14 protein-coding genes are annotated in these 13,652 nt (G+C 34.5%); 9 read left to right on the forward strand and 5 right to left on the reverse strand.

The window, feature by feature from the left end:
* The first annotated feature begins 8 nt into the window (after positions 1–8).
* The 3 genes from P0Y62_16925 to P0Y62_16935 all read left to right on the forward strand — a co-directional run bounded on the left by P0Y62_16925 (position 9) and on the right by P0Y62_16935 (position 4,927).
* Positions 9–1,541 (forward strand): MFS transporter, encoded by a 1,533-nt coding sequence (locus P0Y62_16925; protein WEK69506.1) that lies wholly within the window; start codon positions 9–11, stop codon positions 1,539–1,541.
* A gap of 299 nt (positions 1,542–1,840) precedes the next feature.
* Positions 1,841–3,304 (forward strand): tagaturonate reductase, encoded by a 1,464-nt coding sequence (locus P0Y62_16930; protein WEK69507.1) that lies wholly within the window; start codon positions 1,841–1,843, stop codon positions 3,302–3,304.
* A 6-nt stretch (positions 3,305–3,310) separates the two neighbouring features.
* Complete coding sequence (locus tag P0Y62_16935) at positions 3,311–4,927, forward strand: altronate dehydratase family protein (protein WEK69508.1); 1,617 nt, start codon at positions 3,311–3,313, stop codon at positions 4,925–4,927.
* Positions 4,928–5,093: 166 nt separating this feature from the next.
* On the opposite strand, the gene P0Y62_16940 is transcribed toward P0Y62_16935, so the two are convergent.
* From P0Y62_16940 to P0Y62_16955, 4 genes are all read right to left on the reverse strand, one after another.
* Complete coding sequence (locus P0Y62_16940; GenBank protein WEK69509.1) at positions 5,094–5,516, reverse strand: hypothetical protein; 423 nt, start codon at positions 5,514–5,516, stop codon at positions 5,094–5,096.
* A gap of 268 nt (positions 5,517–5,784) precedes the next feature.
* Positions 5,785–6,669: a T9SS type A sorting domain-containing protein gene (locus P0Y62_16945; GenBank protein WEK69510.1), complete on the reverse strand. Its 885-nt coding sequence runs from the start codon at positions 6,667–6,669 to the stop codon at positions 5,785–5,787.
* 72 nt (positions 6,670–6,741) lie between these two features.
* The gene (locus P0Y62_16950; protein ID WEK69511.1) at positions 6,742–7,770 is read right to left on the reverse strand and encodes a LacI family DNA-binding transcriptional regulator; all 1,029 of its coding nucleotides are present in this window, start codon (positions 7,768–7,770) and stop codon (positions 6,742–6,744) included.
* A gap of 199 nt (positions 7,771–7,969) precedes the next feature.
* Entirely contained in the window at positions 7,970–8,317 is a 348-nt protein-coding gene (locus P0Y62_16955; GenBank protein WEK69512.1) for a hypothetical protein, read from the reverse strand.
* 190 nt (positions 8,318–8,507) lie between these two features.
* On the opposite strand from P0Y62_16955, the gene P0Y62_16960 reads away from it, so the two are divergent.
* From P0Y62_16960 to P0Y62_16980, 5 genes are all read left to right on the forward strand, one after another.
* A complete protein-coding gene (locus tag P0Y62_16960) occupies positions 8,508–9,506 on the forward strand; it encodes a hypothetical protein (GenBank protein ID WEK69513.1) in 999 nt (332 codons plus the stop codon).
* A gap of 13 nt (positions 9,507–9,519) precedes the next feature.
* A complete protein-coding gene (locus P0Y62_16965; GenBank protein ID WEK69514.1) occupies positions 9,520–10,233 on the forward strand; it encodes a DUF434 domain-containing protein in 714 nt (237 codons plus the stop codon).
* A gap of 1 nt (position 10,234) precedes the next feature.
* Entirely contained in the window at positions 10,235–10,885 is a 651-nt protein-coding gene (locus P0Y62_16970; GenBank protein WEK69515.1) for a hypothetical protein, read from the forward strand.
* Positions 10,886–11,024: 139 nt separating this feature from the next.
* Complete coding sequence (locus tag P0Y62_16975) at positions 11,025–11,345, forward strand: hypothetical protein (GenBank protein WEK69516.1); 321 nt, start codon at positions 11,025–11,027, stop codon at positions 11,343–11,345.
* Entirely contained in the window at positions 11,342–12,127 is a 786-nt protein-coding gene (locus tag P0Y62_16980) for a TatD family hydrolase (GenBank protein WEK69517.1), read from the forward strand. The genes P0Y62_16975 and P0Y62_16980 overlap by 4 nt, the downstream gene beginning before the upstream one ends.
* 71 nt (positions 12,128–12,198) lie before the next feature.
* On the opposite strand, the gene deoD is transcribed toward P0Y62_16980, so the two are convergent.
* Positions 12,199–12,909: a purine-nucleoside phosphorylase gene (deoD, locus tag P0Y62_16985; GenBank protein WEK69518.1), complete on the reverse strand. Its 711-nt coding sequence runs from the start codon at positions 12,907–12,909 to the stop codon at positions 12,199–12,201.
* Positions 12,910–13,146: 237 nt separating this feature from the next.
* Here deoD and P0Y62_16990 point away from each other — a divergent pair, with 237 nt between their 5' ends.
* A complete protein-coding gene (locus P0Y62_16990) occupies positions 13,147–13,536 on the forward strand; it encodes a VOC family protein (protein ID WEK69519.1) in 390 nt (129 codons plus the stop codon).
* Positions 13,537–13,652 lie beyond the last annotated feature (116 nt).

The raw sequence follows: 13,652 nt of genomic DNA on the forward strand, positions 1-13,652 counted from the left end.
AGATTACTATGAGTTCAGTTAAATCTATTAAACCAACGAATTTCAGATGGACCATCTGCGTATTGCTTTTCATTGCAACTACCATTAATTATCTGGATCGTCAGGTTTTATCATTAACATGGAAAGATTTTATTGCCCCGGAATTTCACTGGAACAATAACGATTACGGAAATATTACGGCTCTATTCTCTATTTTTTATGCGATAGGAATGCTTTTCGCAGGAAAATTTGTAGATTGGATGGATACTAAAAAAGGTTTCCTGTGGGCCATCGGAATTTGGTCTATCGGAGCTGTTTTACATGCTTTTTGCGGAGTGGCAACATCCGGAGTCCTTACCGGAAATTGGGGAGCAGGTTTTCATGGATCTAAGGAATTAATCGGAACAGTTTCTAATACTTCGGCCATCATCAGTACAAGTGTTTCATTGTTTGTTTTTGCCCGTTTCGTTTTGGCCATCGGTGAAGCAGGAAATTTCCCGGCAGCAATTAAAACTACAGCGGAATATTTTCCTAAAAAAGACAGGGCTTTATCTACCAGTATCTGGAATGCAGGAGCAACAGTGGGAGCTTTAGCAGCGCCTATTACAATCCCTTTCATTGCAAAATCCATGGGATGGGAGTGGGCGTTTATCATTATTGGTGCCTTAGGATTTATATGGATGGGACTTTGGGTATTTTATTATAAGAAACCTCATGAACATCATAAAGTTAACGAGCATGAGTTAACCTATATTCAGCAGGACCATGAAGAAGTTCCGGCTGAGGAAAATGCTGTACCGGCTGAAGAAAGAAAATTTTCCTTCAAAGAATGTTTCAGTCACAGACAGACTTGGGCATTTGCCTTTGGAAAGTTTATGACAGACGGAGTTTGGTGGTTTTTTCTGTTCTGGACTCCGGCCTATTTAAGTTCGGTTTATAAAATGGATTCCACACAAAGTGCATTCCCATTGTTTGTTCTTTATATGATTACATTATTGTCAATCATTGGAGGGTGGCTTCCAAAATATTTTGTGGAAAAAAAAGGAATGAATGCCTATTCAGGAAGAATGAAAGCAATGTTGATTTTTGCATTTTTCCCATTATTAGCTTTGTTGGCTCAACCGTTAGGATCAATTACGTATTGGCTTCCGGTTTTAATTATAGGCGTTGCAGGAGCGGCACATCAGGCTTGGTCGGCAAATATTTTCTCGACTGTTGGCGATATGTTCCCGAAAAAAGCGATTGCAACGATCACCGGAATTGGTGGAATGGCAGGTGGAATTGGTTCGTTTATTATCAACAAATCATCTGGAGTGTTGTTTGATCATGCTCATAAAGCCTGGTCAACCGTAGACGGAATACCTTTACTGGAAAAATATCCGCAATACATCAACGAGAGATTGCCTGATGGATTTTTCGAGCAATTGGAAAAATCAGGAGCAGTAGTTGTAGATGGAATTGATAAAGGTTACATGATTATATTTTCAGTATGTGCCGTAGCGTATCTTATTGCTTGGACAGTAATGAAAACATTGGTTCCTAAATATAAAGTCATTAAATAATTTTAAACCATTAAGGAAAATTAAGAAATGAAGAATGATTAAGAATTTGCAAACAAATTATAGGCACAAGCTTAAGAAATTTATTTCTCTTAATCATCTTAATTCCCTAATAAAAATCTTAATGGTTTAAATTAATATAAAAAGTAAAATTGAATTAAAACTTTGTGGTTTTATTTAAGTGAAATCGAAGATTCGACGTAGTCAAAAACCTTTGCGAACTTAAAAATATATATCAAGTTTTAAAAAGAAAATCTTAGCGTCCTTTGTGTTTAAAAAACGACACAACAATATTAGAAAAGATGGAAAATCAGATAAAACAAAAATTAAATCGTGAATTAAACGGTTCTCAGAAAAAGCTTCCCATTAAAATTATACAGTTTGGAGGGGGAAATTTCATGAGAGGATTCACAGATTATGTAATTGATCAATTAAATAAAGAAGCAGGATTCAATGCAGGAATAGTGAACGTACAACCCACTCAGGGTGGATCGGTTCATAAACTGGAAGAGCAGGATAATCTGTATACGCTTTTCACAAGAGGAATTAAAAAAGGAGAGATTGTTGATGAAAAACAGGTGATTTCTGCCATTCAGAAATCGATCAATCCTTATACAAACTATAATGAATTCTTAGCATTAGCCAAAGAAGAAGAACTTGAATTTATCTTTTCCAACACAACAGAAACAGGAATTGCTTACGAAGAAATTGAAAATAGTTACCAAGGACCGCACAAGAATTTTCCTGCGAAACTGACCGTTTTATTGTATGAAAGATTCAAACATTTCAACGGTGCTGCTGACAGAGGTTTAAGAATCATTCCTTGTGAGCTTATTGAAGACAATGCATTTGCATTAAGAGATATTATTATTAAATATGCTCAACTTTGGGATTTGGAAGATGATTTTGTGCAATGGATTACACAAAGCAATTATTTTCATAATACATTGGTTGATAGAATTGTTCCCGGATATCCAAAAAATGATGCAGAATCTTACGAAGACCAGCTGGATTATGAGGACCAGATGATGGTGGTTTCTGAAACATTTTTACTTTGGGTGATTCAGGATGCCGGTAATTTAAAGGCAAGAATTCCTTTTGAGAAAATCAGCGAACAGATTTTAGTGGTGGATAATATTCAGCCTTATCGTTTGAGGAAAGTAAGAATCCTGAATGGAGGCCACACCTTGATGTTGGCTCCCGCAGTTTTATCAGGAAAAGAAACGGTAAAAGAATCTGTTGATGATGCATTTATTGGGAAGTTTTTAAAGGAAAGTATTTTCAATGAGGTAAATCCTACTTTAGGTTTGGATGAAAATGAACTGAAAGATTTTGCAGAAGAGGTTTTCGACAGATTCAGAAATCCTTTTATCAAACATTATCAGGCAAGTATTGCTTTGTATTTTGTGTCTAAATTTAAAGTAAGAGTTCTCCCGAGCTTATTGGGATATGTTGAAATTAATAAAAAATTACCATTGAATTTGACGTTCTCTTTAGCAAGTTTAATCAGATTCTATCAGGGAAATCTTGGTGAAAAATCTTTACCAATTAACGATGAAGAAATAATTGTTGCTAGATTTAAAGAGATCTGGACAAGCGGAGATTATGAGAAAGTTGCGGACTTGTCATTAAGTGAAACGGCTTTCTGGGAGACAGACCTGACTCAGGTTGAAGGCCTTAAAGATGCGGTTGCAAAAGCTCTGTGGGAAATAGACCATAATGACTTGGAAACTGCATATAATAACTTTATACAATCTTATTCTTAAGAAATTATGCAAAAGAAAGTACTGAAAGTAAATCCTAAAGACAACGTTATCGTAGCGCTGCAGGATTTACCTGCAGGAGAATCGGTACATCTTGAAGGTGCAGACTACACGATTCTCAAAGATATAAAAGCAAAACATAAATTTGCTGCCGTAGATTTTGCAGATGGTGATCACATTATTATGTATGGGGTAATCGTTGGAAAAGCGAATCAGTCCATCAAAAAAGGTGAAGTAATTACCACCGAAAATGTAAAACACCAAAGTGCAAAAGTAGAAGGTAAAACGGCTACATTGGGATGGACTCCTCCTAATGTCGACAAATGGAAAGACCGTACTTTCATGGGATATCACCGCGAAGACGGACAAGTGGGAACGGAAAACGTATGGTTGTTCTTCCCTCTGGTTTTTTGTGAAAACAAAAATATTGAAACTCTGAAAGACATTTTTGAAAAAGAATTGTTGCACGAAAAAGCCAGTAAACATCAATTGTTATTAAGATCATTATTAAATGGTGGCGAAACTTCTGATGTTGCTGTGGAAGAGCGAGAAGATACAAGAGTTTTTAAAAATATAGATGTAAGATTCATCACTCATCAAGGTGGTTGTGGCGGAATTCGTCAGGATGCTGAAGCATTGGGAAGACTGTTTGCTGGATATGTTAATAATCCGAATGTTGCAGGCGCTACAGTTCTGAGTTTAGGCTGTCAGAATCTTCAGGTGCAGATTTTCATGGATGCACTTCATGCTTTAGCTCCGAATAACAAAAAGCCGATTGTTGTTTATGAACAGCAAAAGTCCGGGACTATTGATGAAATGCTTACTGGTGTTATCAAAGATTCTTACGAAGGAATTAAGAAAGCAAACGAAATAGAAAGAAAACCAGCACCAATCACAAAGTTGAATATTGGATTGGAATGTGGTGGATCTGATGGTTTTTCGGGAATTTCTGCAAATCCTGTTTTGGGTGAAGTCTCCGATATTATGGCGGTAGTAGGAGGAACAACGATGTTGGCTGAGTTTCCAGAGCTTTGCGGAGTGGAGCAGGAGTTGGTCAACCGTTGTGTTAATGATGAAGATGGAATAAAATTCCTTAAGCTGATGAAGGATTTTGAAAAATCTGTAGTGGCGGCCGGGTCAGGTTTTGATATGAATCCATCACCCGGAAATATCAAAGACGGTTTAATTACTGATGCTATGAAATCTGCAGGAGCTGCTAAAAAAGGCGGTGCTGCACCTATTGTTGAGGTTCTTGATTTTACAGAATATGCTACGAAACCAGGTCTTAATTTACTTTGTACTCCGGGAAATGATGCCGAATGTACTACTGCTTTAGCAGGATCAGGAGCTACTGTTGTGCTTTTTACAACCGGTCTTGGAACGCCGATGGGAAATCCGATTTCTCCGGTAGTTAAAATTTCTTCTAATTCTGTTTTGGCAGAAAGAATGCCGGATATTATAGATTTTAATGCCGGGACTGTAATCACCGGAGAAAAGACAATTCCGGAAGCGACAGATGAACTTTTGGAGTTCATTATCAAAGTAGCCAGCGGAGAAGTAAAAACCAAAGCAGACCAACTTAATCAGAATGACTTCATTCCATGGAGACGAGGGGTCTCACTGTAGTGGATTATTATATTAAATATTAGGGTTGAAAATGCTTCTTACGATTTTGTAAGGAGCATTTTCTTTTGGTTATTTAGGCCGGACTTTCTTCACAAATAAATAAGCACTTAAGCACCATTTTTGGCAATATCTTTATTTGTGTACCGTTTTTAACTATTATTTCAATTTAGTCATCCATCAAGCCAAATCCTTCTGGAACTTTTTTGGAATTTATTCTGTTGTAAGGCCAGATATAAATTGTTTTAACAATATTAGAATCAGTGTCTAATAAATTGTATTCATCAATTGGTGCACTGACAATATTGCTTTTCATTGAACCCGTTCTTTCCCAAGTATATTGAGAAGAGCCTGGTTTTATATAAATTAATCTATTTAAGTATTTTCTTGATTCAGAAATACTTGTTAAAAGAATAGGGTTGTCTTTTGAGTAACCAAATTCGCCTTTGTGATTAGGTAATTCGTCATTATCAGTACCTTCTTCTACTTTAATCTTTTGTACCATGGCTTCCATTTTTGCCATAAAATCTGTCGAATCTGTCTCTACTGACGAGTTTTTTTTATTTCTCTTAAAAAAATTAAATATTCCCATTATATTTTGTTTTATTTATTTTCAAAATGAAATGTAACAGTTAGCTTTACACAATACATTGACTCAATATAATTTCACTTAAATAAAATAAAGAATGTAGCAAATTTTGCGTCTCAATTCCTGTTTGTTATTTGAAAAAATTGCATTATGAATTTCATTCATGGAGATTAATTATATTAAATATTAAGGCTGGAAATGCTTCTTACGCTTTTATAAGAAACATTTTCTTTCTGTTCCTTTAACTTATGATATCAAGATTGAAGCGAATTTATTTCTTTATAATCTTTTTCACCACAGTTCCCCTTTCTGTTTCTAAAGAAAGAAAATAAGAGCCTGTTGGTAATCCCCTTAAGTCTATATTGTTATTATTTAGAGTAGCTGAAATTTTCTTACCACTCACATCATATAATGCTATTTGTTTAATTTTATCCTTTGTGTCGATATGGATGTAATCGGAAGTTGGATTAGGATATACCTTGATATTAGTTGAATCAAAAACAATTTCATCTGTCCCTAACGTTGAACCTTCAATGGTGAAAGCACAACCGTTATAAGGATAGATCGTCCAGGTAGGATAACCCGGAGCACCGGTTAAATTAGAAATTCGCATAAAGCCAGGAGTACCATCTGATCCACCCCACCAATTAAACTTGAGTGGAGAACTAATATCAATAGAATTGATATTTAATTTTGCTACAAAGAAAAGCCAGTATTTTGTATTGGCCTGTAAAATTACTGAGCCTGCAAGCGCAGGAATATCTATGGAGTAAACATAACTGGTATTGCTTGTATTTACTAAGGTATACCCTTGAATACTATTGGTGACATTGATTGCTGCAACAGGAGTTCCGGTTTGAAGAATAGGCTGACCTGCAGGAACACCATTATTATCATTATAAATATATAAGATAAAGCCATTAGACAGAGAATTTAAATTTAATTGACTCTGATGACCAAAAATATTTATTTTGGTAATGGTACTGGTTTGATTCAGAATGAAACTGCTTGCAGGACCTATTAAATCACCATTGGTTGTGGTATAAGAAGCGAAAGCAGAACCATAGTCACCTATGTGAGGTTGTGAAAAAATGACACTTTGCGCCTTGATTTGTAAAAAAAGTAAAAAAATTAAGAATAAGTAGATTTTGTTCATGGAAATTATTTTGAGTTAAATATACTAATAATTCCCTTTTATTTGAATTTATCTAAAAATTGTATACTATTTCTACTTTCTTTTCGAGGATTTCCTAATGTAAATCTGCGGTTTTAAAACTACTTTTTTCTCGATAGAAACCCCAGAAGAATTATCTTTAATATGATCTAAAAAAACCTGTCCTGCCATTTGTCCCATTGTAACCGGAGTTTGGTCAACAGAACTCATCGGAAGTTCCATAAACTGGGTAAAAGGCTCATTAGAAAAACCAATAACGGCTACTTCTTCAGGAATTTTTATTTTACGTTTTTTTAATTCCTGACAGGCGCCCAATGCAGCAAAATCACTCGAAGAAAAAATAGCATCCGGAACCGATTTTTTACTCCACAGTTTTTTTATCGCTTCAATACCGGCATCAATAGAACTTCCGGTAGATATGATATTATCTTCTTTCACGGGTAAATCATGATCAAGTAAAGCCTGTTTGTAGCCATTTAAACGGTTCTGATAAATTTCAAGATTTAAATCTCCTGAAAAATGACAGATGTTTTTGTAGCCTTCCTTTATGAGGTGTTCAGTGGCCATATAACCTCCTCTGTAGTCATCTATGGTTACCGTACTGATTCCTGGAATATCTTTTTTTCGGTCAAAAAATATAATCGGGGTATTGGAAGTATTTAAGATATGCTGAATATGTTCCGTATCCACAGTGGTTCTGGAAACAGACATGAAAATTCCATCAACTTGGGCATTAAGCAATGTATTCAGATGTCTTTTTTCAATATTGACATCTTCATGGCTCTGACAGATAATAACATGATAGCCGTAGGTAGAAAGTTCTTCTTCGATACCGCGAATAACCGATGAGAAAAAATTTGTGTTTACAAACGGAACAATAATTCCTACATTTTTAGTTTCACCGCTTTTCAGAGCCTTGGCAAGATTATTCTGCTTGTAGTTCATTTCTTTGGCAGTTTTCACTACAAGTTCTTTCGTTGCCTGGCTGATTCTCGGATGATTGTTCAATGCCCTGGAAACAGTTGCTACACTTATGTTTAGCTTTTTTGAGATATCATAAATAGTGGCATTTTTTTTTGTCATAGGTATTCTGGACTAACGTTAAATTTCCCTTCAATACTCCTTTCAGAATAGACGTAAATTTAATCAAATTAACAATACTGATGACCTAAAAGCTTGTTTTTTTATTCTTTTTTATAAAGACTATATAAAAATTGAACAATCTGAGATGACGGCAATAACAGAATTTAGAATTTCCTCTTTTTTAGGCCTATTTCCCTACTTATTTTTTGTAAAGAGCAATCTTTCTTTCAGGATATTCGGTTGTTAAAACCAGCTTGTCGTCTTTAATGGTTGCAATTTTAAATAACCGGTCGGGAGTGTTTTCCTTTTCAGTACCTTCATATAAGAGGGTTAAAACATCATTGCTTATTTGATAGCTTCCTGTAGTGAATGTTGAAATATCAAATGAAAAGGTCTCTTTAAACTTATTCCCCTCCAGAATATGTAAACAGTATTTTTCGGTTTTCGTACAATATTTACCGGGTTTAAATTCTTTTTTTTGCGAGAATAGGAGATTGGAACTGAAAATTGAAAACACAATAAGGCAAAAAAGTAGTGTTTTTTTCATATGCTAATGGTCTGTTTTAAATAATCTTCAAGTTTAAGAATTTTCTTTTAAAATTTTGAGAAATAATTTGAAAAATTAATAAAAAATGAAAAGACATTAAAAATAAAAAATGAACATTAAATTTTTAATATCCCTCATTCAATTTTATATGGAATATTTAAATAGTTTTGTTATCTATAAAAATGTTTTTATGACCATGAAACTGCCAGGAAAAGTATTGCATGCTTTTTTTATTTTAATATTCTTTTCAGGAAGTCTTTTTTCGCAACAACAGCTTTCTGCATTTAAAGATAAAATCGATTTTTATGTGTTGGATAATTTTACTAAAATGGGAGGTAATGATACTGTTTTTGTAAGCAATGCCTATAATGATTCAGGTGATGATTCTAATGATTTTTATTTTTATAACAGTAAAAACAAACAAAAAATATTTCCTTACGGATTTGAAATGGCTTATCCGTTTGTGGGAAAAACAGCTGTTGTAAAATATAAAAACCGGTGGGGATTGATTGACCGGAGCGGAAGATTTATTTTCTATTCAATTTCTCCATATCCAATAAAGCTGACTTCTTACGAAAAATTCGCCATATTTGATAATACTGTGAAGTATGATTTAAGAGACGGGACTTTCTATGAGAATTCGATATATTGTGCGATGCCTGCAACTCCTGATTACTTCATATCACACACAGAAAGTGGGAAATATAATGTGATTGACCGGAAAAGGCAGCCAATTTTTAAAACGGAAATGGATTCTATTGTTTCCAAACAGGAATACCTATATAAAGAAAATGAAAATCAAAACTTACTCATTGTAAAAAAGAAAAATAAATATGGTCTTTATCTGGCTAACGGATACAAGATTCTTAAAATACAATATGAAAAAGCCAGATTCGTAGGAAATTATATTATGCTGTTTGAAAATAATACATGGAATTATTATACCTATGAAAATGATAGGCTAAACTTAATTCTTTCAACACCATTCGAATGCGTCACTTCTGCTTATCAACCCAAGGTAATGGGAGTAATTAAAAAAGATGACCAATACAACCTGTTAAAAATGAATGGAGAAACATTACCCGAAAATTTTGATTACATAAGCAAAGATGGCACTTACGGAGTAAAAGGCAATACACTTGTTATTTTCGATGCTGAAGCAAATTATTATACATATGCTGAAAAATAACTTAACATAGCGCATGAACAACAGAAATCGAGGAAAGAACACGGGAGATGATGTATTATTCGGTTCACAAAAACAGATAGAAAAATTAAAATCTGCTGTTGAAGACATGCATTATTTATTGAGCCGTGGTTATGCAGAAAAAGCCTCTGTTGAATTGGTAGGAAACCGATACAGACTGAAAACACGGCAGATTCAGTCGGTTCGCGGGGCCTCTGCTTCTGCTGCTCAAATTCAAAACAGAAAATCAAAACAGCTGAATATTTCAGATCTTCAAAATAGAGTCGTTTATCTGGATGGTTTTAATGTTTTGATCTTACTTGAAAGTTTGCTTTCAGAAGCTTGTATTTTTGAAGGCTCGGACGGTTGTTTTCGTGATCTTTCTGAGGTTCACGGAACATATAAAAGGGTAAATCAGACCTTTTCTGCAATAGAATTAGTTGCTGAATTTTATAGGAATTCAGGAATTCAAAAGGTGATCTGGATATTTGATAAGCCGGTTTCCAACAGTGGAAGAATCAGGCAGATGATTCTGGATTTCGCTCTGGAAAATAATATGAACTGGGAAATAGATCTGGAATTCAATCCGGATAAGTTTTTGGCAGAGAATGCTGAAATCGTCGTGTCTTCCGATGCATGGATTTTAGACCACTGCAAGAATTGGTTCAACCTTATTCAATATCTGATTGATCAAGAAAAACTGTCCGTTAATCTTGTGAAAATGTTTTAGAATGAATCTTTTTGAAAAATATATCCCTTTCTTTTCTGATGCATGGAAGAAAAAATATCACGCCATTTTTGAAGCTGAACATTTGAAGGCTTTGCATGAAAATATTCAGAATTTTCAACATAAAATTTCAGATTGGGAATTTCCTTATTTTAATGAAGAAATAAAAGTGAACAGAGAGGAAAGCTTTAATTTGTTTCTGAATATTTTTAAAAGTGGAGAATCAGACGAAATTAAAGCTCAAAAATTAGAAGCAATTCCGTTTGAACATTGGCTGAACATTTTGGGGCAAAGACTCACTTCGGCAAGTATCCGTGATGAAAGTGCCATTCCCCCTTTAAAAAAAGTTTTGATAGAAGCCTGTCTTCAACCGTTTAATGAGGAAATAACCATAGCACAAAGAGCCTGGGAAAAGCATGTGGGAAGAATGGAAGATCAGTTTTGGGGCGAAGTAAAAGGTAACAATCAGCAGAAACAGGAGAAGGTAATGGAGAAAATTAATTTCATCTTAGAAAACAAAACCTGGTGGAATGTATTCTTTCATTATAAGCATGAACTGGTTTTCGAAGTACGGGAAAAATATGGCCACGGAATCCGGTGGAGCCATGGTGGAAAGTATTTAATTGGTTTTCTTGAAGTTTTTATTAATGAATAATAAAGTGAAATCTTTTTGTGTACGTAAAAACATTGCGTACTGCTCCTGTAATTTTGTCCGGAATATCTCAAGTCTCGGGAAAGTAAAAGTCCAAATCTTGGCTGTTTCTCTTTTTAGTTAAAGTAAAACTATAGTAACCATGAAAAATCTCTATAACAAAGGCCCTTTTAGAAGTTATGAGTGGGGTAAGATTACACCATATTTGAAAAAATATGGCAATAAAAAGTGGAGGAGAACTCAAAAGTCTGTTATAGAAGATCAGCTTAATGAAACCGCTACATTTTTTAAACAAAGAAAGAAAAAAAGAAAATTAATCTGGGCTAAAATAACAAGAGAAATTAACGGAAGAACCACTTCCGATTACAGAGGTTTCTATTCTGAGAAATCTTTTAAAAGCTCCATAAACAGAGCACATATTACAAGATATTTTTTAATGAAAAATAAAACAGGAAAAAAATGAATACATTTATCGATATTGGTATTAACTTAACCAATAAACAATTTCACAACGAACAGGAAGAAATCATCAATCGTGCGCTCGACAATGGCGTAGAGCAAATGATTCTCACCGGAACAAGTGTTCGTGGCAGTAAAGAATCTGCGGCGATTGCAGAAGAATATCCTGAGATTTTATTTTCAACAGCAGGAATTCATCCTCATGATGCAAAATCTTTTACCCATGAAAGTATCAATGAACTCAGGAAATTATTAAAACAAGATCACGTTGTTTCCGTCGGGGAATGCGGGCTGGATTTTGACAGGGATTTTTCTCCAAGACCAATTCAGGAGAAATGCTACCGTGCCCAACTGGAGCTGGCCATAGAAGTGAATAAGCCTCTTTTCCTGCATGAAAGATCAGCTTTCAAAAGGTTTAATGAGATTACGGACGAATATATATCCAAGCTTCCCAATGCTGTCGTTCATTGTTTTACCGGAACTTTAAATGAAGCAAAAATATATTTGGATAAAGGATTTTATTTAGGATTTACCGGAGCAATCAGCGACCAGAACAGATTTAAACAGTTGGAAGAAGTTGTTAAATACGCTCCTCTCGATCGAATGATGATTGAAACCGATGCGCCCTTTATGCTTCCGAAAAATATGCCGAGAATGCAGAACCGCAGAAATGAGCCGGCATTTTTACCTTACATTGCTCAAACCATTGCAAACCTAAAGAAACTCAGCATTTCGGAAGTTGCTAATGAAACAAGAGAGGTCGCCAGAAATTTTTTCAGGATATAAAAAAGAGTTTTACGGATGAAGTAAAACTCTTTTTTATTTTCAGGCAAAGATTAATCAGTAATCTCTCCTTTTTATAAACTTTTAATAGCAGATTCCAAAGCAAGCTCCATCATAGGTTTCAAAGCTTTTTCCCTTTCATCGGCAGAAATTTTCTCATGTGTCGGGATAATATCCGTTACCGTAAGAATTGTAGCTGCATTTTTTCCTAAATATTGAGCATTAGCGAATAATCCGAATGCTTCCATTTCCACAGCAGGACAGTTGTATTTTGTAGCAATGGCAGGAACAGCAGAGTCTTTTCTGTAGAAAATATCACTACTGTGAACATTAATTGCTTTTGTAGTTAAAGATAATTCTCCAGCAGTCGCATTGATGGTATCAAAAATATTCCCCTGGTGAGAAAGAATTTCATCTTCAATTTCCCATGCAAATTTGGCATATGTACTCTCGCTTGCTGCTTTTTCAACATTTAAAATATCAAATGTTTTCAGATCTGTGGTGTAGGCACCGCAGGTTCCGATTCTGATAATCGTATCTACTTCATATTCTGTAAACAGTTCGAAAGAATAAATTCCGATACTTGGAAATCCCATTCCACTAGCACCTACAGTGATTTCCTTTCCTTTGTAAAGACCTGTATAATAGAAAATGCCTCTTGTTTTGCTTACTAATTTTGCATTCTCCAAATAATTTTCAGCAATATACTGTGCACGAAGCGGGTCTCCCGGCTGTAACACAACTTTAGCAATTTCTCCTTTTTCTGCGCTAATGTGAATACTCATAATTTTATTTTGAAGCTGCAAATATAACAAATATGTGAATAGAGAATTGTCAATTTATTGTTTCATGAATTTTTTTTAATGGATAAGACTTTTTAGATAAAATTTATCAATGAAGCCTTTTCTTTGTTTGAGAAGAACAGCATGAATTTAATTCAATAGTTTTGTCTATAATTTATGAAGCTCTGATAAGACGGTGAAATAATGATTAAACAAAAATTAATATAAAATAAAGAGTAAATGAAAATAGAGCATGTTGCATTTTGGGTAAAAGATTTGGAGATAATGAGAAATTTTTATGAAAAATATTTCGGAGCCGTTTCCAATGAAAAATACCATAATCCTGTAAAGAACTTCGAATCTTATTTCTTAAGTTTTGAAAACGGAAGCCGGCTGGAAATCATGACAAGACCGGATATTCAGGAAGGAAATAATTCTTTTGAGGCTCAGAAATTCGGAATCACTCATCTTGCATTTTCTACAGGAAGTAAAGATAAGGTCGATGAATTAACTGAAATACTTAGAAATGAAAGCTACAAAGTAGTCGGAGAGCCAAGAACTTCGGGTGATGGATACTACGAAAGTGTAATTCTCGATCCTGAAAATAACATTATCGAGATTATAGAATAGTTTTTATTTTCAAAGTGAACTTACGTTACTTTGGCTCGGCTCAGATCGAAGATCTGAGCCGATTTTTTATTGATATCATCCTTTTTGTAACTTTCTAATCCTTATTTTATAAAAAA

Source organism: Candidatus Chryseobacterium colombiense, from assembly GCA_029203185.1.
Taxonomy (GTDB): Bacteria; Bacteroidota; Bacteroidia; order Flavobacteriales; family Weeksellaceae; genus Chryseobacterium; species Chryseobacterium colombiense.